The organism is Aeromicrobium changchenzhani (assembly GCF_057586615.1).
The window spans coordinates 1,837,505-1,858,208 of sequence record NZ_CM172480.1 but is presented as its reverse complement, the minus strand read 5'-3'; the positions used below and the strand labels follow the sequence as shown (position 1 = coordinate 1,858,208).

The window sequence follows — 20,704 nt, the reverse complement described above, 5'->3', positions numbered from 1 at the left end:
CCCGACGACCGAACCAATGGATGAGGGCAGGCGCAATCGCTGCGGCGAGAAAATGCAGGGCGACGAGGGCGAACATGGCGTCAGCGCAGTCTATCGAAGCCGACTGTAGTTCGCCGCTCCGCCTTGGCTAGGCTTTCCTAACTGGTATTGAAGGGCCCAAACCGGTAGTACTGGAGCATGATTTGGCTCGCTTCTCAGGTGCGTCGTTATCCGGTGGTCGCTCTCACCATCCTGGTGGCCGCTGTCGGTGGGGTCATGGCGCTTTGCGACCAGCAGGGCTGGGCGCGGTTGATGATCAGTGCATTCGCGCTGGTGGTCGCGTCGATTCAGTTCGGAGACATGGTCAGGGGCTTATTTCGCGGCCGCTGGGGCATTGACGTGCTGGCAATCATGGCAATTGTCGCGACGGTCGTAGTCGGGGAATTCTGGGCAAGTCTTGTTATCGTGCTCATGCTCTCGGGCGGGGAAGCACTTGAGGACTATGCGGCAGGTCGGGCGAAACGCGAACTCTCGGCACTTCTGGCCCGGGCGCCACAAATTGCGCATCGTCTGCGCCAAGGTGGCACGGACGAGATTCCCGTGAACGATGTGGTGATCGGCGACACGCTGCTGATCAAACCGTCCGAGATCATTCCGGTCGATGGGGTGCTGCTCTCCGATGACGCGATCCTCGATGAATCATCCTTGACCGGAGAGAGCCTGCCCGTCGAACGGCACACCGATGAGGCGGTCCTCAGTGGCGCTGTGAACGGTGACCATGCCTTCACGATGCGGGCGACTGTACTGGCCATGGACAGTCAGTACCAAAGGATCGTTTCGTTGGTGGCGGAAGCGTCCGCAAGCCGAGCACCGATGACGCGTGTGGCGGACCGGTACGCCGTACCTTTCACCATTGTGTCGCTGCTGATTGCTGGCGTGGCGTGGGCTATTTCTGGCGATCCGGTGCGATTCGCCGAAGTGCTCGTCGTCGCGACGCCGTGTCCGTTGCTGATCGCTCCGCCAGTCGCTTTCCTGGGCGGGATGAGTCGCGCCGCTCGCAATGGCGTCATCGTCAAGAGCGGTGGAACCCTTGAACAGCTTGCACGGGCAAAGACGCTTGCGTTCGATAAGACCGGAACTGTCACTCATGGTGAGCCAACCGTGGAGGCGATCCACCCCGCCGGCGCAATCACGGGTGAAGAACTTTTCGTGTTGGTGGCCTCCGCCGAACAATATTCCTCCCATGTGCTGGCGCGCTCCTTGATAACCAGTGCACAACACCGAGGTTTGGCGCTACGTCCGGCCACAGCTGCGCGCGAACATGCCACTAACGGCGTCATCGCCACCATCGACAGCAGAGAAGTGATCGTCGGTAAACGTGCCTTCGTCGCCGAGCACGCGCGGGACGTGGCGGAGGCGACACTGAGAAGTGGGCAAATGGCTGTCTACGTAGCGGTTGACGGGGTGTTTGCCGGAACCATCCTGCTCAGCGACCGATTGCGGGAGAATGTAGCAGCAACGTTGGCAGCGCTCGACAAACTCGGCGTGCGGCACCACCTGATGCTCACTGGCGATGCTGCGGCCACAGCCGAGTATGTCGCCGCCGAACTCGGCATCACGGATATACGAGCCGACCAGTTGCCTGCCGACAAGGTCGATGTCATTCGGCGGCTGAGCCAGCGGCCGGTCATCATGGTCGGTGACGGTGTCAACGACGCTCCGGTTCTGGCCGTGGCCGATGTGGGCATTGCCATGGGCGCTAAGGGTTCGACTGCTGCCAGCGAATCTGCAGATATTGTGATTCTCCTCGATGATTTTTCTCGCGTTGCCAACGCGGTTGAAATCGGGCAACACACCATGCGGGTTGCCGTGCAAAGTATCTGGCTCGGTATCGGACTGAGTGTCGGACTCATGCTTTTCGGAGCCTTTGGTTTTCTGCCGGCAATTATCGGTGCCGCACTTCAAGAGGTCGTCGACCTTGCAACGATACTGAACGCCTTACGTGCACATGGCCACCGCACGCGGCCGGTGATCCCATCAGACCTGGCCCGAGAGGTCGCGCTGGAACGCAACTGAGACCCGCTTGAGTTGGTGGTCGCCGGTGGATTGCGCCGGCACCGAACTGCGGCTGTGCTGGACGCTGCCTCACAGTTTGTGGCATTGTTGCACTGCATTCTTTGACCTCGTTCGGGGACGGACTTCATGCTCTGGTGTGAAGTACAGCCTCATTCAGATTGCTCGACGAAAGGATATTTATGTATTTCGGTGGATCAATCGCACTCATCGCATTGGGCGCAATTCTCTCGTTCGCTGTCCAAGACAATCTTTCGGGTGTTGACCTAGTGACCGTGGGTTACATCTGCATGGCCGCAGGCGTACTCGGGATCGTTTTGAGTCTGGTAATGAACGGCCAGCGCACTCGTGGTGAACGCCGGCCAGAAGAGCTGCCGCCGCGCTGATATTCAAGAAATAGTTCACAACTGGCCGTTTTCCTTTGGGATAGCGGCCATTTGCGAATTACTCCCGTCGTTCAGCGAGCGCCTGAAGCCCGCTCGGAATTGGTCGCCCGCATTATGAGTTTGCGGAGTTCCTCATACCAGAGCACGACCGAGGCCAGGGCGATGCAGGCGGCCCAGTGCACGAAATCGAGTGCGGCAGTGCCGAACGCAACTTGCAGGACAGGCAGCTCGACGACCGCGATCTGTAGCACCAGACCGAGCCCGATTGCGCCCCACAGCCACCAGTTGGCGAACATACCGCGGAACGCACTCACCGTCCCTGATCGCGAGTTCAGAGCGTTAAAGAGTTGGGCAAGGACGAGGGTCGTGAAGCCCGCTGTCCGGGCGACGGTGAGAGTGTCGCTGCCCTCAACGAGTCCGCCGGGCAGGAAAAAATCGATCGTGAACAGCGTGACCAGCGCAATTACGAGGCCGGATGAGATGATGCCCGCCCACATGCGGCCGTCGATTGTGGGTGCGTCGACACGTCGAGGCCGACGGGCCATCACGTCGTCGACTTCCGGGTCCACGCCCATCGCCAACGCCGGGGTGGAGTCAGTGACAAGGTTGATCCAGAGAATCTGGGTCGCTAACAATGGCAACGCCAGTGCCTCACCGTTTCCCGCCTTGAGACCGATTACGCCGGCCCCGACAACGCCGAGGAAGACCGTGAGAACCTCGCCGATATTTGACGACAATAGGTAGCGCAGGAACTTCTTAATGTTGTCAAAGATCACGCGCCCTTGACGCACCGCCGCGACAATGGTGGCGAAGTCATCGTCACCAAGAATCATCCGGGAGGCTTCTTTGGTGACCTCCGTACCAGTGATCCCCATAGCGACCCCGATGTCAGCCGCTTTCAGCGCCGGTGCGTCATTAACCCCGTCACCGGTCATCGCCACAATCTGTCCGCTTGCTTGCAGAGCGGCTACGATCCGCAGTTTGTGCTGTGGGGCGACCCGGGCATACACCGACACATCTTTGACCAACCCCTGTAAGTCGTCGTCAGTGCGGGTGTCCAACTCCGTTCCGGTCACGGCGTGGCCTCCCGACTCAATGATGCCCAAATCTGCGGCGATTCGCGTGGCTGTGGTGGGGTGGTCTCCGGTGATCATGACGACGCGGATGCCAGCCCGCCGTGCTTGGGTGATCGCTTCCGCTACCTCTGGCCGCGGTGGGTCAATGATCCCGACAACGCCGAGGTAGACCATGTCGTGCTCGGCGGATTCGTCTAAGCCGTCGGGCCCGGCGGTTGGTCCGTCTGCGACCCGATAGGCCACCCCGAGCGTCCGCAACGCTTCGGACGACAGGGCCTCCACCTCGTCGAGGCACTGCTGCCGAGTCGCGTCGGTCAGCGGGAGTGTGGTGTCCCCAACCTGGCGCATACTGCAATGTGTGAGCAGGACGTCGGGCGCTCCTTTGCTGAGGAGGAGATGAGTCCCTTTGTCCCGTTCGCGGTGAAGGGTTGTCATCATCTTGCGCTCGGAGGTGAATGGGATTTCGGCTCGGCGCTCGAACCGGTCGATCCGGCCTATCGTCCCGACCAGCTTGTGCGCCGCAACCAGGAAGGCGGCTTCGGTGGGATCGCCCACGATCTCCCATGCCCCGTTCCGTTCGGTGAGTTGGGCGTCGTTGGCGAGCGAACCGGCGGCCAGGAGCAGTTCGACCTCCCGGCTGTGGGTCTCGAGCGGCTCCGACCCGTTCACCAGCACTGCGCCCTCAGGCCGGTATCCGTCTCCGGTGACCTCGACGCTGCCTGACGCCGTGACGACACGGACGATAGCCATCTCGTTGCGGGTCAAGGTGCCCGTTTTGTCGGTGCAAATCACCGAAGCAGATCCCAACGTTTCCACTGAGCTGAGCTGTTTGACAACTGCATTGCGTTTGGCCAGTCGCTGCACGCCGATCGCGAGCACGAGCGAGAGGATCGTCGGTAACCCCTCGGGCACGGCCGCCACCGCGAGCGAGACACCCAGCAGTAGAACCGTGACGAGATCGGCTGGCTCGGTGACCCCATCGACAAGCACGATGGTCACCATCACCAGAACGGCGATCGCTATCACGAGCAGGCCGAGCATCTTGCTGATCTTGGCGATCTCGATCTCGAGCGGAGTCGGCTTCGCCGGTGTTGCCTCGAGCATTACTGCGATGGCACCAACCTCGGTGTCCATCGCAACGCCAGTGACGACCGCGCGACCTACGCCTTGCACGACGCTCGTCCCTTTGAAAACAGTGTTGGTCCGGTCGCCTATGGGCAATCCTGGAGCCAGACATGCCGGATCTTTGGTGACGGCGTCGCTCTCGCCGGTGAGGGATGCCTCTTGGATACGAAGCGAGGTTGATTCCAGCAGTCGTGCGTCCGCGCCCACGGCATCGCCCTCGGCCAGCACAAGTATGTCGCCGCGAACGAGTTCGGTCGAAGGCACTGTGTGCAGCTGACTCCCCCGCAACACCGTTGAGGATGCTGCGGTCATCGTGCCGAGCGCTGCTACCGCGTCCTCTGCCTTCGCTTCTTGGGTATAACCGAGAAGCGCGTTGAGCAGAACGATGACGGCGATAACCGTCGCGTCTACGGGTACACCTGTGCCGCCGTCGATGCCCCACGCCAGCAGCGAGATGACCACAGCGACCAGCAGTAGATAAATCAGCGGGTCCTGGAATTGGGCCAGAACCTTGCGCCACACCGGCACTGATCTCTTCGTACGCAGCTCGTTCGGGCCGTCGGCCAACAGTCGTCGTGCTGCCTCTGATTCCGTAAATCCGATCGTTGGGTCCACATCCAGATGGCGGGCAACTACCTCAGCGTCAAGGCCCGTGGGGTCAGAAAGAACGTCGGCCAGCGTCACGTCGCTTTGCCGTCGTTCCGACTGGCGTGCTTGACGCGAGACACGGTGTCGAACCGACAGGAATTCTGGTGGGATGGTCGCAAAACTACCTCTCGCAGCTGACCTACTTCGGAGTCCACTCGCAGACTCATGTTCGCTCCTACGTTTGGGTCATCTGTGGCGACCTCCACTATGCCCGATCGGCCGGTCGGAAGTTAGAGCCGAAGGTCCCGTCGTCAGCCCTCCGACGCCTATTGCTTGACCTGACCTGGTGGCGTTTCACCCCGAACCAACTGTTCGTCGCCGCTGTATGTTCAGGCGGTGATGCATTCACGCAGGGGGAACTAGCGCGGCGCCATCCTCGAAACCGAGGTATCCGGGACAGGCCGGATGAACAACTGCGGTACCTATAATGCCGTTATGCCTGACACCCTCGCCTTTACCGCCACGATTGTGCACCCCGACTGGATGCCGGCGTGGTCGGTGATCGAGGTGCCAGGTTCACAAGAGTTCTTTGGGACGGGCAAGTCAGTGAAAGCGAATACGACCGTCGACGGTATCCAAGTGACTTCCGCACTAATGCCGACCGGTCAAGGCCAGCACTTCATCTCGGTGAGCGCTGCCCTACGCAAGAAGCTGGGTAAGGGCGTCGGTCACCAGGTCGAGGTTGTCATCGTGCGATGACGGCTTGGCTTGGAGCCAGCGCCGATTCTTCTGCCTATGCCCGTCATCTTGGCGGCTGACGGCGAGGTCATCAAGGAGGTCCATCGCTTCCGACGACGGGTGGTGAGTATGCCTACTCGTGACACCAAGGCGGTGCATAGATCGGAGCCTGCTTCCTGTGTAGCAGGCCTATCTTCTAGGGCCGTGGGGGCGAAGTCATGGTGTCGGCGGGGTGGCCGACTCTTGGCCGGCGATCTCGCGCAGTGCAGCGAGGTGGTTCTCGAAGGCACGTCGTCCGGCGGCTGTCAGCGAGAGCCAGGTGCGCGGTCGTTTGCCGACGTAGCCCTTCTTGACCTTGACGTACCCGGCGGACTCCAGCGTGCTGACTTGCTTGGATAGTACTGAGTCGGACACCTCGACCGTGTCTCGCACGAACCCAAATTCGGCTTGACCAGCGGCTGCGAGCGTCGCAACGATGCTGAACCTGACCGGTGAGTGGATCGACACATCGAGCCGGTGCCGGGGATGGGAGTGTGTCGGTTCGGTCATGCTCGCAGCATTCGGACCGCCGCCACGAGACCCGGGACGGACACCAATATGCAGTAGGGAGCGAAGACGGCCCATCCGGGGAAGGCTGCGCTCTCCCAGAAGATCCCCGCCGTGTACAGCGCGATCGTCAGCCCGAAGCCGAGGGCATAGCGCCGGGTCCACTTACGGTCGGAAATGCGGAATTTTTTGCGGTGCCACCACAACAGCATTGCCAGCACGACGGCGTAGGCACCCATGGTGACGGCCACTCCGACGGGGTTGTCGCGCAATAGGGTCACGGTGGCGAGTGTCAGCGCGATGAGCACGGCAAGACCGCCGGTGAAGGCAGCCCCGACGCGGGCGTCTGTTCGGGACACCCTGACACGGTCGGCAGCCTCGGCGAGCTGTTTTCTGGCCTGCTCGGAGGTGTACTGGCTCACGGGGGTGTTGCTCGGTGTTGACATGCAGACAGCCTAAGAAACTAGTTTCCATGTTGTCAAGTAATCGTCACTTGGGACAAAGCTTTTACAAGATCCGACGACAGGCGGTTAGCTTTCCCTCGTCGAACCCGCGCTTCTCCTGCGAGTGTGTCAGTTTTCTTGCGTTGGCATCTGCGACGTGCTTTTGGCGACGGCAGTGCGGCGACGTTCTTTGACCCGACCTTCGGCCAAGAACACGCCTTGAAGGATGACGAGGAGAAAGATTCCAAGGAAACCTGCGGCCTTGAACAGCACGACGGCTACAGCGAGTTTGATGACAATCGCGTACACGCTGAACAAGACGCCCAAGGATTCGCGGTCTGTTTCCATTTCGCTCATAGTGTATTCCTAACCAGGTGAGAAGAGTTCGTTCGGGACCGCTGCAAGGTTCACTGACCCGGGCGTCGGGCCTTGCCGCTACCTTAAACGCAGCACTCCCGTTAATCATCGAGGTTGAGTATGTTCCGCGCTGCCACGTTCCTGGCTTTGGCCACAGTCGCCCTGACCGCTTCGTGCGGGCAGAACGTCGACGCGGTTCAGGTGACTTCCAACGGTGGCCAGTTCACCATCGATGCGATTCATCAAGGTTCGGCCCTGACCCTGCGGAAAGTTCATCTTTGTGCGAACAAAGATGAGGTTGCTCGCGTGGACAAGGTCACGTTCCTGGGGTCCAACGTTCCCAAAGTGGATTCCTTTACAGTCGAGAAGTTTGATCCGAAAGCCGTCAATCTGACTGTGGACGACGATAAAAGCGACGCGACGCTGGGTTTCCCGACACATAAAGTTACTGCCGTATGCGGGACGAAGGACAGCAAAGCCGAGAACAAACAGACGTTAGCAATTTTGGCAATAGCGACCTCATCAGAAGCGACCGTTACCGGCATCAGGGTTCGTTACACCGCTGACAAGAAGCAGCACTCCACCGTCGTCCCCTACGGCTTGAAGACGTGCGAGAAAGATGATGCCGGGTTCGACAGCGGGCGTCCCTGCGAGGACTGACGGCTGCCGACATTCGCGCAGGTCACTTGCGCCACTTCGTCTTTGGATAGTTCGGTCCACGGGGGGACCTACCGCTGGACTCAAACATCCGTTCAGTCCAGTCCGGGCTTAGGCTGGCTGCCATGAAGTCGCCGATCATCAGTTATCTGGAACGGGTGCACGCCGAGATCGCCGACCAGCGTCAGGGCAGGCCTTTTGCCGTCGTTCCGCGTGGCAGGAAGGTCGACCCAGATGATTTCGGAATTTGCTTGACCACAGTGGACGGCAATGTCTATGAGGTGGGGACGACCCGCAAGGAGTTCGCCTTGCAGTCGCTGTCTAAGCCGCTCAGTTATGGCTTGGCGCTGGATGACCTCGGGACAGCGGCGGTGAATGCCAAAGTCGATGTCGAACCCTCAGGTGATCCTTTTAACCAGATTTCCCTGGCTCCGGGTACTGGCCGGCCCGCCAACGCGATGATCAATGCCGGTGCGCTTGCCGTGGTGTCGCTCATCAAAGGCTCCGGTGGCCACTCGGCAATGGATCGGATCGTGGACACGTACTCCGCTGCAGTGGGCCGCGAGTTGAGCATTGACGAACGGATGTACAAAGCGGAACGGCGCCACAGCGACCAGAATCATGCCCTTGCCTATCTGCTGAGTTCTTTTGGCATCATCGAGGGTCGTCCGACCGCGGTTTTGGAGAACTATCTACGCCAATGCTCGGTGCGGGTCACCTGCCAGGACGTGGCGATGATGGCCGCGACGCTGGCCAACGGCGGGATGAATCCACGCACCGGCGTCCAGGTGCTGGAAGTTGACGCGGTCCAGCAGGTGTTGTCGGTAATGATGACATCGGGCATGTATGACGATGCTGGCATGTGGGTCACCAAAGTCGGGATGCCTGCCAAATCCGGCGTGGGTGGCGGCACGATGGCGGTGCTACCAGGTCAAGGTGGGATCGCCGTTTACTCACCGCCATTGGATGAGCACGGAAGCAGCGTGCGTGGTGTCGCTACGTGTCGGCGGCTTTCTGAAGACCTAGAGATGCATTTTGTTCGGTCCGCGCGATCCGGCCGATCGGCGGTCCGCTCGAGTTATCCGATCGCCCGTACCCCCTCGGAGGTTCGCCGTTCCGACGAGACCGCGGCGGTCCTTGCTAAGCACACCGATCACGCCGTCGTTGTCGAGTTGACCGGGGACCTGCTGTTCGCCGGGACGGAATCGGTGGTGCGCGAGTTGAGCAGCTTGGCCGATGCGGTCGAGATTGTTGTGCTTGATGTGCGCAGCGTCGACCAGGTGAGTCAGATGGCACGGCAGATGCTGGGTGTGGTGGCCGAGCAGTTGGCCGCGGCTGGTCGTCAGCTCGTGTTCATCGACCGCGACGGGACTGTGTCCGATGCCGTGGGTGGCGGCAAAATGCCCACCTTTGACACCCGCGCGGCCGCCGTCGCCTATTCCGAGGAACAACTCTTGCTCCGTTATGGCGGCCCGCTGGCCACACCCCGGTCGATCCCGGTAGTCCACTCCCCTGCCTTGGCCATGCTGCCGCCGGCGGACGCGGCAGCGCTGGCCGCGCGGATGGAACCGCGATCCCACAGCGACGGGGACGTGCTGCGGCGGGTCGGGCAACGCTTCGCCGGAGTGTTCTTCATCGTGTCGGGCACGGTGCACACCCTGACGACTGACTCCGATGGCAACCGGGTCCGGCTCAGTACACTCAGCGCCGGGATGACTTTCGGCGAGCTAACCCTGGGCGGCGAGGACCGCCAGCAGGCGACGCAGAAGGCAGAGGGCCCGGTCGAGCTCATGGTACTCAGCGCCGAAGCCATCGAAACACTTGAACGTGAGGCCCCCCAACTGGCGTTGTCGCTGTGGCGGACCCTGACTCGTGATGCCTACACGCGAGTCGACCAATACCTTCGTGAGGTTGCGGTACGAATTCGAGACTAGGACGCGGCCGATAGTCGTCTGGTCGAGATGATTACGCTGCCAGACCTAGTTGGTAGGGTTCGCGAACGTTTCCAAGACATTTCGTGCGTTGACCTAACCGTACCCATGCCTCCATGAACGGGAGGGTCCTCTCAGTCGTTCAATTGTGTGGTCATCTGATCTTGACCGAAACCGCGTCAGACGACGTGGCGAGACCTTTCGACTTGCCGGTGCTGACGGGCACGTAGGTCAGACGGTAGCTGTGGCGTCCTTTGGAAATCTTCTTACCTTCCGCTATGAGCACGGGTCTTGACCGCGATCGTCACTTTGCGTTTCTTGTGAGCGATGCTCGCGTCGGTGATCGACTTGATGCGGATGACAACATTGAGGCTCTCATACGTTTTGTCTTTGGTCGCAACGATCGCGCGCGTCTTTCTAATGTCGGTAAGTACTCGTCGACCGAGTCAACGGGAACCCAACCCGCTTTGGGTACCAGCCCTACTGTTTTGGGAAGCAGCGCGCTGATCTGGGCTGGGACGCTCCGCGCTGGCGTCCCACCAGTCCAGGTCACCTTTCCGATAAACAGCGGGCCTCGTGACGCGAGCAGGTCGAGAGTAGTCGTCGCGCCAGCCACCACCTTAAAATTGGTCTGCTTTAACCGGAAGCACTCGACGCCGAGCAACGATGTGATCACGTGGGTGCCAGGTGAGGAGTACCAAGCATCGAACGTGCCGTCAGCGGCGGTCACTAATTGGTAGCTGAATCCGCGATTGTTGCCCTGTCGTGTCCCCTATGCTGAGGCGCACGCAGGTTGTCGGGGAGTCGTCAAGGTCGACGGGAAGCTTCTGCCTTCGTTGATGGGACCTAAGTCCATGGTCGGCGGGCCGGCGAGGCTGTTGGCTTGAGGTTAGGTAATCGGTCCTAGCAGGAGGTGCGATGTCCACGTCGTCTGAGCCACGCATTGAACCGTCTGTCGTGGTGGACACGGCGTTCTCGCCGTACGCCGAAATGCGGGAGACGCACTCGGCGGTGGTGTTCCTCCTCGGCGACCGCGCCTACAAGCTGAAGAAGCCGGTCGACTTGGGGTTCTTGGACTTCTCGAGCCGCGAGAAGCGGCTCGCCGTATGTCGTAATGAGGTCGCTCTCAACCAGAGACTCGCACCGGACGTCTACCTCGGGGTCTGCGACGTCACCGACGTGGACAACCGTCCACTCGACCACCTGGTGGCGATGAAACGGATGCCGGCGAACCGGAGACTGTCGAACCTCATCGGTCGGGCCACCGACTTGGACGCGGAGATCCGCGGGCTCGCCCACCTGATCGCGGCGTTCCACGGTCGTTGTGCGCGCGGCACGAAGATCTCGGCCAGCGGGGACCGCGCAGCGTTGGCGCAGCGCTGGGAGTCCAACATGGTGGGCGCACGACCCTTCGAGGGTACCGTCATCGACCACGACCAGGTGGTCGAGGTAGACCGGCTGTGGAGGCGCTTCCTCGCAGGGCGCGGCCCGCTCTTCACCGACCGGATACTGCGGGGCGTGGTGATCGACGGACACGGGGACCTGCTCGCCGAAGACATCTTCCTGCTGCCGGACGGGCCGCGAGTCCTGGACTGCCTCGAGTTCGACGACCACCTGCGCTACCTGGACCAGCTCGATGATGTCGCCTGCTTGGCCATGGACCTCGAGCACTTGGGCGCAGCCGCCCTCGGCCAGCTCTTCGTCGACACCTACCTGGAGTTAGGCGGCGACAACGCTCCGGCGAGCCTGGTCAACCACTACATCGCCTACCGCGCGTTCATGCGTGCCAAGGTCACCTGCCTGCGTGACGCCCAGAGCGGCACGGGAGGTGTCGAGGCACGTCAGTTGGTCGAGTTAGCCCACCGGCACCTCGACGAAGGTCGGGTGTGCCTGGTGTTGGTGGGCGGACCGCCGGGCAGCGGCAAGTCGTCGACAGCCGCAGGCATCGCGGACCAGCTGGGGTTCAGCGTCCTGTCCAGTGACCGGATCCGAAAAGAGCTGGCTGGCGTCGACGCCGAGTCCTCGCAGGCCGCGCACTACGAAGAGGGGATCTACACCCCGGAATGGACCGAACGCACCTACGCCGAAGTGCTGCGCCGCTCCGAGCTGCTGCTGAACATGGGGGAGTCGGTGGTACTGGACGCGACCTGGTCAGCTGCCCGCTGGCGCGAGGCCGCCGCCCGGCTCGCCAACACGACGTCGAGCGACCTCTACCAGTTGTGCTGCGAAGTGGCCGCGTCGACGGCCGACGCGCGAATCGCCGGGAGGAGGACGACAACATCGGACGCCGACGCGCGGATTGCCGCCACGGTCCGGGAGTCCTTCGAGGCTTGGGCGGACGCCGTCACAGTCGACACCGCGCGGCCTGTCGAAGCTTGCGTCTCCTCGGGGGTCCGGGTGATCCGTCCGCAGACCGTGGCCGCGCGTCGCGCGGCCGATGGTATCGGTGAGCCGGGCACGGAAAGGTGATTGATGGCGATGCGGTTGGTGCGCCAGACACGGGTCGGGCCGTCAGATCGGCTGGGTAAGTGACGTGGCCTGACTTTGAGTCGTAGCCCGCTCTGCCAACTGGTCCGTTCATGCACGCATCGTCCGGCCGGCCAGCCGACGGCTGCGTGTCGGAAGGCATGTCTATCGGGATTAGCAATTGTCGGCAACCCTTTGGCACCACAACGAATGACGGTTGCGGGCCACACCAACTGTGCCGTTGTGAACACGTACGAGTACCGGCTTCGCCGTCGGTTCGGCTCGTGTCAGACCAGTAGGGCGATTCGCAATCTCTCGTCTCTCATTTTACTTGAGCGGCGGACGGTCGACCGGACAGGCGTAGCGCCAACCTGTCGGGCCGCTTGCTCTGACGATTTCGCCGTCACCGTCGACCTCGATCAGCACGCATGAGGCATTCGCTCGCAACTTGGTCATGAGGACGTCGGCGACACCGGTCAAGGGGCCAGCAAGAGATTGCATCACGAGAACGTCTGACTCGAACGCGCCTCTCATGAGGGCGTCCACTGGATCGCCTTGTTCGACCACGGTGTCGAGCGGAATGTTTAGATTTGGAGCCGCCAGACCGACGCTGATCACCCGGATCTTTGCGCGGTCAATCAGTGCTCGTTCCAACGCGTACGCCAACGCCCCAGCGTGCGGACGGCCCGGCACGATACCGACGATCATCGCAGCATGACGGGATTGCTGGTGGTCGAGGATCAAGCTCATGAGTACAGCGTGCCAGCAAGTGTCCGCCTGCAATACCGACCATATTCCCGACATCGCGGGACGTTGGGCCCTTGCGGGATCTCGCCGCCCTGCCAGTCCCCCGTCCCATGAGTCCGAATCCTGGCGGTGAATCAGTACGACGATGCGGTACCTGAACGAACTGGGCACGAGTACGGTGCTCCGTTAGCGGGAGCAGCGACCGGGTGCGCTTGCCGTGGAGGGACTTCGGTCCCGCGAAATAGTGACCAACGCCGGTGTTGAGAAGCCGGCCTGTCCGTCAGGGTCAGGATCAGGAGGCATTTGCCTCCACCACGAACGAGGGCAGCAATATGACGACGAATACGGCAATCCACACAGATCATTACATCCAGGAAATGGTCACCGAAGAGCTCGACTGGATTCCACAAGTTCACACCGAGAACGTCGGTGTTACGGTCCACGACGGCGTAGTCACGTTGTCAGGCAACGTAAGCACGCTCGCGGAGCGCGATGCAGCAGCCAAGGCCGCTCTCGGCGTACAAGGCGTGATCGCGATCGCGAACGAACTCACTGTGCACCTCATTGGTCGCGGACACAGCGACAGCGACATCGCCGAAGCCGTGTCCCACTCACTGCGTTGGAGTTCAGTCATCCCTGCTGGCCAGGTTCGCGCTGAAGTCACGCAGCATGTTGTGACCCTCACCGGGCTGGTCGACTGGGATTACCAGCGGCGCTCGGCCCGTCGGCTTATCGCTCACATCGATGGGGTCTCCCGCATCGAAGACCACATCCTCCTCAAGGAGCGTCCCACTTCTCACGACACTGAGGCCTTGGTGCGTCAGGCCATCGTCCGCAAGGCGACTCAGGATGCAAACTCCATCACCGCGACCGTCGATGGCGCCGAAGTGACGCTCAAAGGAACAGTCACCTCGTGGTCAGAGAAGCAACAGGCCGGGCACGCCGCTTGGTCCTCGCCCCATGTCACGTCGGTGAAGAACCAACTCCGAATCGTCGTTTCCTGACCACCCGGTGGCGCTGGCTTGGTCGGTGCCACCGTTCCATACCGACCGAGGAGCACCCCGATGTCCCAACACACGCAACGCGTACTCGCCAGGCGCCGTCGCCGGACGCGTCAAGTTACCGCCGTGGCCGCGCTCGCTGCGGCCTTCGCCGGGTCGGCAGCCGTGCTGGCGCGACCCGATGTAGCTGGGAGAAAAACCCGCGAGCGGACACGTCGCGATGAGAATGATGTGGCACATGAACGAACGCTCGAAGACAAAAGGTAGAAGCCGGCACAGCTGTTGCCCGTCCGCGACGAACGCCCCGCGCCAGCGAGCGCGTTGCCATCGAAACAGGCGACGACATGACCAAGGTCCCTCCGCACCGGGCCGGTGTGCTCTATTTCCCGACCCACAGCGCAAGCGAGACTGGGACTCACAAAACGAGAGGAAACGCCATGAGTAAAAACACTGTAGTGGTTGGTATCGACGGTGGCCCTGCTTCTCTGGCTGCCCTAAGGACCGCGATCCACGAAGCCCGTCTTCGTGATGGCCGGGTCGTGGCACTAACCTGCTTTCCACTTCAACGGCACCAGCAGCGAGTGCGGCCGAGCGACGCAGCCGTCACGACCTTCGAGGCTGCGACCGAGATGCTGGAAACCCTGATCGGCGACGCTGGCGAGGCCGACGCTTCGGACATCGTGCGAGAAGTCAGCAACCAGCCGCCTGGTCTGGCGCTGATCCGCTTGTCGAAGCACGCGGAACTACTCGTGCTCGGGGCAAGCATCGACGGCCTGCTCGCTCGATTCATGGGCGGGTCGGTCATGGATCAATGCCTCAGCGGGTCCACCGTTCCCGTGCTGATCGTCTCGGAAGTGTCTGATCAACTCCTCGAGACCGAAATCGACGCTGAGTTACACATTCCGGCAGGCCAAAGCGCGTGAACGGTGTCATCTTGCCGAAAACCTCAATTACGACCTGAAATATTCCGACGGTCCCGGCGAAGTCAAGCAGCACGACACCAACGTGGACCAGAAAGATCAACGTGCCTTCGATTGCACCGTTACGCTCATGACGACGAGTGCCGTCAGGTCATCACGGGAAGCCAGCCGGTCGGCCCGTGCGTGCTGCGAACAGAATCTCCTCGGCCCGACTGAGCTGTGTGGCAAGGGTCTTCTCACGAGCGAGTACTTCCACCTCGTGGCGATCGACTTCTGCCTCGCATCGCTCAATCAGGTGTTCACGATTGCGGCTAAAACCTATAGCCGTGCAGTGCCGGTGCTTTCGTGGTTGGGAAGCGACCGCTTTGGTTCAAGGTAAATGGTCCGACGCGGCAAGAACAGTGACGCCGCCGCAAACGTATCTCTATCTTGCGCTGTACGCCTTCGCGCTCGCCGGGCTCGAGCTCGTCCTTCTTGCTATCGAACCAGTGCTCGATCTGCCCCCGGATAGTGTTCTTGAGCAGATTGTTCACTGGCTGCTAACGATCTGCGTCTGGGTGGGCGGTGCGATCGGCTTGATGGCATGGGCGCTTCGGCGAACTGATTTCCGGCTGCGCGGCGACACAAGACAACGGATTGGCGCAGCACGGTGGTCGGCTGTTGTCACACTCGCTGCTGTCGCGTTGGCCAGCCAATGGACGCTTCAGGGAGGTGTCTTTCCTCCATTTGCAGAGCACCAGGCGCTTTTGGAACGCTTCGGCGACGCCGGGACAGCGGCCTGGCTGGTGCAGGTTGCCTACTATCTCGCCGAACTGGCCGTCATTATCTTGATCATCGGATTCGGGCAGAGCATGGGCGAACGGCGGTTCGGCCCGAAGTGGGTTCCGTGGGGCGGGATCATGCTGGCGATGACCTGGGGCACTGTCCACTTCCTCACGCAGGACGCCAGTACCGGGACCTACGGCATCGCCCTGTCGCTGGCCATGGGAACCGTTCATATTTTGACTGGCAAGAATCTCCTCATCACCTACCCCATCCTGCTCGTGATGTTCATCCTCTGAACACACCAAAACAGCCGATGGCTAGAAGATCCAACTTCTCATGGCCGCTCACATAGTCTGCGAAAGCGCCACGGCGGCCCACCACGCTCCTCGACGAGTTTCAGCCGCTCGAGATCTCACCCAGCGACGCCTACGCTTTGCGCTCAGGTCGACAGCTAGCGGACCCGTTCGTCGATGAGTCGCCACCGAACTAGAACAGGTTTATGCCGCACAGGGTCTACCCACTTGCGACCGTCATCAGACGCACCTGCGCCTCGATCGCGGTAACGCAGTCGCTGCTGGTTTCACGGGTTGAGACGTTTGTCGCGGGGGTTCGCCGGGCGGGAATCCCACCGGGCGCCGTTCCTGCGGGACTCGGCCGGATAGGGCTGCGGGCATGGTGCTGGTGAACATTGGGCCGGCAAAGACTGGGTCTCCGCACGTTGAGTTGACACCTGATCGTGCGGTAGTGCCTGTTCATGGTCGGTGAAGGGTTGGAGTCATGGACCCTGTAATCCAGCACGAGATGTCAGCGCCCTGAGGCGCTGAAGGTCACGGTGGCGATCCGCGCCAGCGCTGAGCGCGAGGATATCCTGGTGGTGCTCAGCCTCCAGGGTTGTCGGGCGTCTCGGCCTCGACGCCGGGCTCATCCTCGGTCAACTTCTCGCGGTCGTCAGCCGAGTGGGTCCGGTCGAGCTTGGCGTTCGCACGGTCCTGGGCGGCGTCACGTCGAATCGTTAGGCCGTCGACGTATCCGAGCCCGTCGCTGAGGAAAGCCTTCCGGTCCGCGACGCGATCTCGATCGTCAGCGACCAGGTCGCGGGCGTTGGCTTCAGCGTCACGCGCGTCGGCTGCCTTCAAGATCGATTCTGCTGCCGCGACTCGCGCATTGAGCGCGGATTCGCGACGGTCTAATTCGTTGGTGCGCTGCTCAACGTCTTGGTCTTGCTCTCCCTCGCCCATGTAGGGAGTGTGCACGCTAGTGGACCGATCACCTAGTGGCGCAGGACCTTCGTCCCGCAAAGGTGAGGACGATCGCACCTGTCGCGTGAACGGGCGAGCGGTGAAGATTGGGGCAGCAACGAGGAGGAAGTGTGCAGCGAGACCTACTAGCAGTCGTGTTGGAGATTACCGAGGGCGGCGATGTGGTCGCGATCGTCGAGGCGGGTGAGCCCACTGGCGTTGTGTTGCGTCGAGCCATTGAGGCGGCCGCAGTAAGAGCGGGAAACCTTGTCGTCATCCAGCTCATCGATGACCCCTCTGCTTTGCGTCGTGCGCTCGCCAAAGCGGTCTTGGCCCGCGACGTGACCTACTGGAGCCGAGACGCCGCCAGCATCGCAGCATCAATCGAAGCCATGGACGATCGTTCAGTCGACGATGCTGTCGCCTTCGTGCGAGATGCGGCCTGCATCGTGATGTCTTTCCGTACCTCGTGTTCTGCACGAGGAATGGCGCTTCTCCGTCGCCGAGTGCCCGATCTAGTCACAACATGATTTGGCTGATCGCCGCAGCCATCACAGTCTCTGTTCTTGCAGTCATCGGGCTAGCGGTCGTTGTTGCGGTCCACCGGGCAGCGTCGGCCGCATGGGCCAGTTGGCTGGCGGTCCGTGCTCCTGCCTGCGCTGCGGATAAGAATCGGCCAGACGAAATTCATGCAACCCCGTACACCCAAGTGCAGTAACTAACCCGACCAGTTACCCATCACGTTGCGGGCGTATTTGACGCAATTGCGCAGTCCGATCTGGTTTCCCGCGCTGGGCTGTCCAAAGCTGCGATTCGGCTTACAGGACACCTGGAAGACGTTCTGCTTGCGGGACTCGACAAGATAGATCTTCGGGCTTGGTGCTGATGACCATCGGTCCGGCAAGGACCGAAACCGCCACCGGCAAACCAGAAGACCTGGTCATAGAGGTCGAGGCGATTGCCCAGCACGTCGCTAAAAGCGGACACCACCACCATCAGATCGTCCCCCGACAAATAGGCCTAGAGCCGATCCCGCGCCAGCCAACACGGCAGTACGACGAGTGCCAGCATCGGATAAGCGAGCACCCGCTAGGTGCGCGTCGCGGAGGGTGAGCCAGGATGCCTGTCGTCGAGCTTGCCGAACATACTCTCCAAGAGCCGGTGCATCTTTTCGACCGCGCTTCTGAGAACCTCCTCGATGCTCAAAGCGTGGTCGGTGACCACGACAGGTTCATGCCCCGCCGGTCGGACCTCGATCATGCATCTCATTGCCGAGGTGGACGTCAACCCGCGTGAGGCGTCGAGCGTACGGCGCAAAAGCAGCCTCGACCTCGTCCTCGACGAGGACGGTCACCTGGTCGCCGGTATCGATATTGTTATCGGTGTTGACTTGGATCTGCACGGGTGAACTTCTCGAGAGGTTGCGCGGTCACAAACGAGTCTGTCCCATGGCCGACCTTCGCAACAGGGCTGTAGTCCCGCCGGTCAGTGCTTCTTTCATCACGATAGCTCCGGCAAATGCCACCGGTCACCGAAATCGTTCTATCGCGAAACCATGCTCAACTCTCGTCGGCGCGTTCACGCATCACGACGACAGGACAGTGCGCATGTTGCACACAGTGTTGACTGACCGATCCCATCAGCATGCCAACGAATGCACCATGGCCACGCGAACCCACCACCAGCAGTTGCGCAGTTTCCGATGCTGCGACCAGTGCGATCGCCGGATGTCCACGCTCAACCCGCTTGACTACCTGCGAGTCCTCGCCCACCACCTCCTTGATGGTTTCGTCCAGAAGAGTGCGCGCGTTTCCTTCGAAGGTGTTGTATTCGTCTTCGCCGAAAGTGACGGGCAAGCCATAATTCGGCGGAATATCCCACGTGGTCAACGCATGTACCGGCACCTCGAACCGCCGTCCGTACTCGACCGCCCACCGCAGTGCTCGCTTGGAGTCCGGCAATCCATCAATACCGACCACAACGGGTTCGACATCCATCGGTCCACACCACCTTCTGCGCACGACGCGCACATTCAACAACTAGATGCTTCCGATCGTATCCCCCGATGCGAGTAGAAAGAGGTGCCCAGAGTTTACTCAACACCTCGACCTGCCCAATATGGGACTGCTGCGTGTTCAGTAGGCAACTTGAACTTTGACGTTTTCGGTCTGTGCCAGACCAATGCGCATCAGGGCAACCGATCACCGCATTGTGCAGCCGCCCGTTCCGGTAGACGTGGGCACATTGCCGACCCCGGGACGTTTGGCACTGGTACCGATGCGACGGCGGTCGTGAACTGGCAGCAGCTGGTCTGCCGTCTTGGCTCGACCCTGAGGAAGGCTCTCCTTGAAAGCGCTCGTCTACCAAGGCCCAGGACAGAAAAGTTGAGAAGACGTGCCGGATCCGGTGATCCAGCGCCCCACCGACGTGATCGTGAAAATGGTGGCGACACCGACCTGCACATCTTTAAAGGCGACGTTGCAGAAGTGGAGGTCGGTCGCATCCTTGGCCACGAGGGCATCGGTGTCATCACTGAGATCGGCACCGGGGTTACCCAACTCGCCGTAGGGGACCGGGTCATCTCTCGTGCGTCAGCTCGCGCGGGAACTGCTCCAACTGCCGCAAGGGACTTTTCAGCCATTGCCTCGACCCTGAGGGCACGCCTGGGATCGGGTGGATCTTCGGCTACATGATTAATGGCACCCAAGCCGAGTATGTTCGGGTCCCGTCGATTCAGGTGACAAAGACTGGAAAGAGCAGGTGCTCGCCCTGACAGACGGTGCAGGGGTCGACGTCGCCATCGAGGCGGTCGGCGTCCCGCTGACCTTCACGATGGCGACCGAAGTCGTGCGACCGGGAGGCCATGTAGCCAACATCGGGGTACACGGCAAACCTGTCGAACTACGGCTGAACGAACTCTGGATCAAGAACATCGACATATCTATGGGCCTGGTCAACACCAATACCCTCGGGATGCTGCTCAGACTCGTGTCCGAACACGCATTACCAGCGGACAAGTTCGTCACCCACACCTTCTCGTTCGACCAGATGATCGAGGCGTACGACCTCTTCGGCCACGCCGCGGACAATGATGCGCTTAAAGTTCTGATCCATTAGGGCGCTTAATGAGACAATCCCCGTCAATGTGGCTTGCCCTCGCGTGCGGAAATATACGCTGACTTGTGGAACCACACACCGATCTATTCCTCCCGAGTTGTTCATCGGTGAAGCAGCGGGCGCAGGGGTAGCAAGTCTCCATTAGGGATACCCGGCCGGGCTTGCCGACAATTGGTGAATTTGGTCCATAGTCCTAGTGGCAACCGAATTCCAGTCTGACCAAGGTACCGAACGTCTGATCGCTGCAGCAGCCACAATTTCTCGCAATCTGTACCTGAGCGATCCGGTCGAAAATGCCGCTCAGCTGACGAGGTGAAAGTCGCCCGCCTGTGCCAACGCCGCATCAATCGCCGCAACATCGACCGTCACCGAGTCCAGGTGCTTGATGTACAGATCGGCCGGCCCGGCGTGCGTCACCTCGAAGGTCGCCTGTCCAAGACCCAATTCGGCAAAAACGTTGTACAGGGACTGGAGCGCGCGGATCACTTCATGATCGGTTCTCACCCCTGAGACACGGAGTGTGGTGGAGGTGATGTGGCTGTCTTTCATGG

Annotated in this window: 22 protein-coding genes and 2 pseudogenes; 16 read left to right on the top strand and 8 right to left on the bottom strand. The window is 61.1% G+C overall.

Annotation, left to right across the window (positions count from 1 at the left end):
- Positions 1 to 177: 177 nt before the first annotated feature.
- A complete protein-coding gene (locus tag AC2YB9_RS09415; RefSeq protein WP_487265087.1) occupies positions 178 to 2,055 on the top strand; it encodes a heavy metal translocating P-type ATPase in 1,878 nt (625 codons plus the stop codon).
- 179 nt (positions 2,056 to 2,234) lie between these two features.
- Positions 2,235 to 2,438: a DUF6458 family protein gene (locus AC2YB9_RS09410; RefSeq protein WP_487265086.1), complete on the top strand. Its 204-nt coding sequence runs from the start codon at positions 2,235 to 2,237 to the stop codon at positions 2,436 to 2,438.
- A 71-nt stretch (positions 2,439 to 2,509) separates the two neighbouring features.
- On the opposite strand, the gene AC2YB9_RS09405 is transcribed toward AC2YB9_RS09410, so the two are convergent.
- On the bottom strand, positions 2,510 to 5,323 hold the full coding sequence (locus AC2YB9_RS09405) for a cation-translocating P-type ATPase (RefSeq protein WP_487265085.1): 2,814 nt from the start codon (positions 5,321 to 5,323) through the stop codon (positions 2,510 to 2,512).
- A gap of 399 nt (positions 5,324 to 5,722) precedes the next feature.
- On the opposite strand from AC2YB9_RS09405, the gene AC2YB9_RS09400 reads away from it, so the two are divergent.
- A complete protein-coding gene (locus tag AC2YB9_RS09400; RefSeq protein ID WP_487265084.1) occupies positions 5,723 to 5,986 on the top strand; it encodes a DUF1905 domain-containing protein in 264 nt (87 codons plus the stop codon).
- Between the two features lie 195 nt (positions 5,987 to 6,181).
- On the opposite strand, the gene AC2YB9_RS09395 is transcribed toward AC2YB9_RS09400, so the two are convergent.
- The 3 genes from AC2YB9_RS09395 to AC2YB9_RS09385 form a co-directional block, all read right to left on the bottom strand.
- Positions 6,182 to 6,514, bottom strand: coding sequence for a winged helix-turn-helix domain-containing protein (locus AC2YB9_RS09395; RefSeq protein ID WP_487265083.1), 333 nt, complete (start codon positions 6,512 to 6,514; stop codon positions 6,182 to 6,184).
- Positions 6,511 to 6,957, bottom strand: a complete 447-nt coding sequence (locus AC2YB9_RS09390; protein ID WP_487265082.1) for a hypothetical protein — start codon at positions 6,955 to 6,957, stop codon at positions 6,511 to 6,513. The genes AC2YB9_RS09395 and AC2YB9_RS09390 overlap by 4 nt, the downstream gene beginning before the upstream one ends.
- Positions 6,958 to 7,083: 126 nt before the next feature.
- Positions 7,084 to 7,311 carry a hypothetical protein gene (locus AC2YB9_RS09385; protein ID WP_487265081.1) on the bottom strand — a complete coding sequence of 76 codons (228 nt, stop codon included), beginning with the start codon at positions 7,309 to 7,311 and terminating at the stop codon, positions 7,084 to 7,086.
- Between the two features lie 201 nt (positions 7,312 to 7,512).
- Between AC2YB9_RS09385 and AC2YB9_RS09380 the strand changes: the two genes are divergently transcribed.
- The 3 genes from AC2YB9_RS09380 (at position 7,513) to AC2YB9_RS09370 (ending at position 12,368) form a co-directional block, all read left to right on the top strand.
- Positions 7,513 to 7,971 carry a hypothetical protein gene (locus AC2YB9_RS09380; RefSeq protein ID WP_487265080.1) on the top strand — a complete coding sequence of 153 codons (459 nt, stop codon included), beginning with the start codon at positions 7,513 to 7,515 and terminating at the stop codon, positions 7,969 to 7,971.
- A gap of 122 nt (positions 7,972 to 8,093) precedes the next feature.
- Entirely contained in the window at positions 8,094 to 9,902 is a 1,809-nt protein-coding gene (gene glsA / locus AC2YB9_RS09375) for a glutaminase A (protein WP_487265079.1), read from the top strand.
- 915 nt (positions 9,903 to 10,817) lie between these two features.
- Positions 10,818 to 12,368, top strand: a complete 1,551-nt coding sequence (locus tag AC2YB9_RS09370; RefSeq protein ID WP_487265078.1) for a bifunctional aminoglycoside phosphotransferase/ATP-binding protein — start codon at positions 10,818 to 10,820, stop codon at positions 12,366 to 12,368.
- Positions 12,369 to 12,692: 324 nt separating this feature from the next.
- Here the strand turns inward: AC2YB9_RS09370 and AC2YB9_RS09365 are convergent, their stop codons facing one another.
- The gene (locus AC2YB9_RS09365) at positions 12,693 to 13,115 is read right to left on the bottom strand and encodes a hypothetical protein (RefSeq protein ID WP_487265077.1); all 423 of its coding nucleotides are present in this window, start codon (positions 13,113 to 13,115) and stop codon (positions 12,693 to 12,695) included.
- A 329-nt stretch (positions 13,116 to 13,444) separates the two neighbouring features.
- Here AC2YB9_RS09365 and AC2YB9_RS09360 point away from each other — a divergent pair, with 329 nt between their 5' ends.
- From AC2YB9_RS09360 to AC2YB9_RS09340, 5 genes are all read left to right on the top strand, one after another.
- Positions 13,445 to 14,116, top strand: coding sequence for a BON domain-containing protein (locus tag AC2YB9_RS09360; protein ID WP_487265076.1), 672 nt, complete (start codon positions 13,445 to 13,447; stop codon positions 14,114 to 14,116).
- A gap of 60 nt (positions 14,117 to 14,176) precedes the next feature.
- A complete protein-coding gene (locus AC2YB9_RS09355) occupies positions 14,177 to 14,380 on the top strand; it encodes a hypothetical protein (RefSeq protein ID WP_487265075.1) in 204 nt (67 codons plus the stop codon).
- Positions 14,381 to 14,550: 170 nt separating this feature from the next.
- Complete coding sequence (locus AC2YB9_RS09350) at positions 14,551 to 15,036, top strand: universal stress protein (RefSeq protein WP_487265074.1); 486 nt, start codon at positions 14,551 to 14,553, stop codon at positions 15,034 to 15,036.
- 127 nt (positions 15,037 to 15,163) lie between these two features.
- Positions 15,164 to 15,412: a hypothetical protein gene (locus AC2YB9_RS09345; RefSeq protein WP_487265073.1), complete on the top strand. Its 249-nt coding sequence runs from the start codon at positions 15,164 to 15,166 to the stop codon at positions 15,410 to 15,412.
- 22 nt (positions 15,413 to 15,434) lie between these two features.
- Entirely contained in the window at positions 15,435 to 16,094 is a 660-nt protein-coding gene (locus AC2YB9_RS09340; RefSeq protein WP_487265072.1) for a hypothetical protein, read from the top strand.
- A gap of 582 nt (positions 16,095 to 16,676) precedes the next feature.
- Here AC2YB9_RS09340 and AC2YB9_RS09335 read toward each other — a convergent pair.
- On the bottom strand, positions 16,677 to 17,036 hold the full coding sequence (locus AC2YB9_RS09335) for a hypothetical protein (protein WP_487265071.1): 360 nt from the start codon (positions 17,034 to 17,036) through the stop codon (positions 16,677 to 16,679).
- A 131-nt stretch (positions 17,037 to 17,167) separates the two neighbouring features.
- Here AC2YB9_RS09335 and AC2YB9_RS09330 point away from each other — a divergent pair, with 131 nt between their 5' ends.
- The 3 genes from AC2YB9_RS09330 to AC2YB9_RS09320 all read left to right on the top strand — a co-directional run bounded on the left by AC2YB9_RS09330 (position 17,168) and on the right by AC2YB9_RS09320 (position 18,444).
- On the top strand, positions 17,168 to 17,566 hold the full coding sequence (locus AC2YB9_RS09330; protein WP_487265070.1) for a hypothetical protein: 399 nt from the start codon (positions 17,168 to 17,170) through the stop codon (positions 17,564 to 17,566).
- Positions 17,563 to 17,754: a hypothetical protein gene (locus AC2YB9_RS09325; RefSeq protein ID WP_487265069.1), complete on the top strand. Its 192-nt coding sequence runs from the start codon at positions 17,563 to 17,565 to the stop codon at positions 17,752 to 17,754. Before AC2YB9_RS09330 ends, AC2YB9_RS09325 begins: the two co-directional genes overlap by 4 nt.
- A gap of 498 nt (positions 17,755 to 18,252) precedes the next feature.
- The gene (locus tag AC2YB9_RS09320) at positions 18,253 to 18,444 is read left to right on the top strand and encodes a hypothetical protein (protein ID WP_487265068.1); all 192 of its coding nucleotides are present in this window, start codon (positions 18,253 to 18,255) and stop codon (positions 18,442 to 18,444) included.
- Between the two features lie 151 nt (positions 18,445 to 18,595).
- On the opposite strand, the gene AC2YB9_RS09315 is transcribed toward AC2YB9_RS09320, so the two are convergent.
- Positions 18,596 to 19,033, bottom strand: a complete 438-nt coding sequence (locus AC2YB9_RS09315; RefSeq protein WP_487265067.1) for a universal stress protein — start codon at positions 19,031 to 19,033, stop codon at positions 18,596 to 18,598.
- 84 nt (positions 19,034 to 19,117) lie between these two features.
- Between AC2YB9_RS09315 and AC2YB9_RS09310 the strand changes: the two are divergent.
- Both AC2YB9_RS09310 and AC2YB9_RS09305 read left to right on the top strand, forming a co-directional pair.
- Positions 19,118 to 19,809 (top strand): annotated as a pseudogene (locus AC2YB9_RS09310) (alcohol dehydrogenase catalytic domain-containing protein).
- Positions 19,776 to 20,153: pseudogene (locus AC2YB9_RS09305) on the top strand (zinc-binding dehydrogenase); the annotation flags it as partial. The pseudogenes AC2YB9_RS09310 and AC2YB9_RS09305, both read left to right, overlap by 34 nt.
- 300 nt (positions 20,154 to 20,453) lie before the next feature.
- Here AC2YB9_RS09305 and AC2YB9_RS09300 read toward each other — a convergent pair.
- The gene (locus tag AC2YB9_RS09300; RefSeq protein WP_487265066.1) at positions 20,454 to 20,702 is read right to left on the bottom strand and encodes a hypothetical protein; all 249 of its coding nucleotides are present in this window, start codon (positions 20,700 to 20,702) and stop codon (positions 20,454 to 20,456) included.
- Between the last annotated feature and the right edge of the window lie 2 nt (positions 20,703 to 20,704).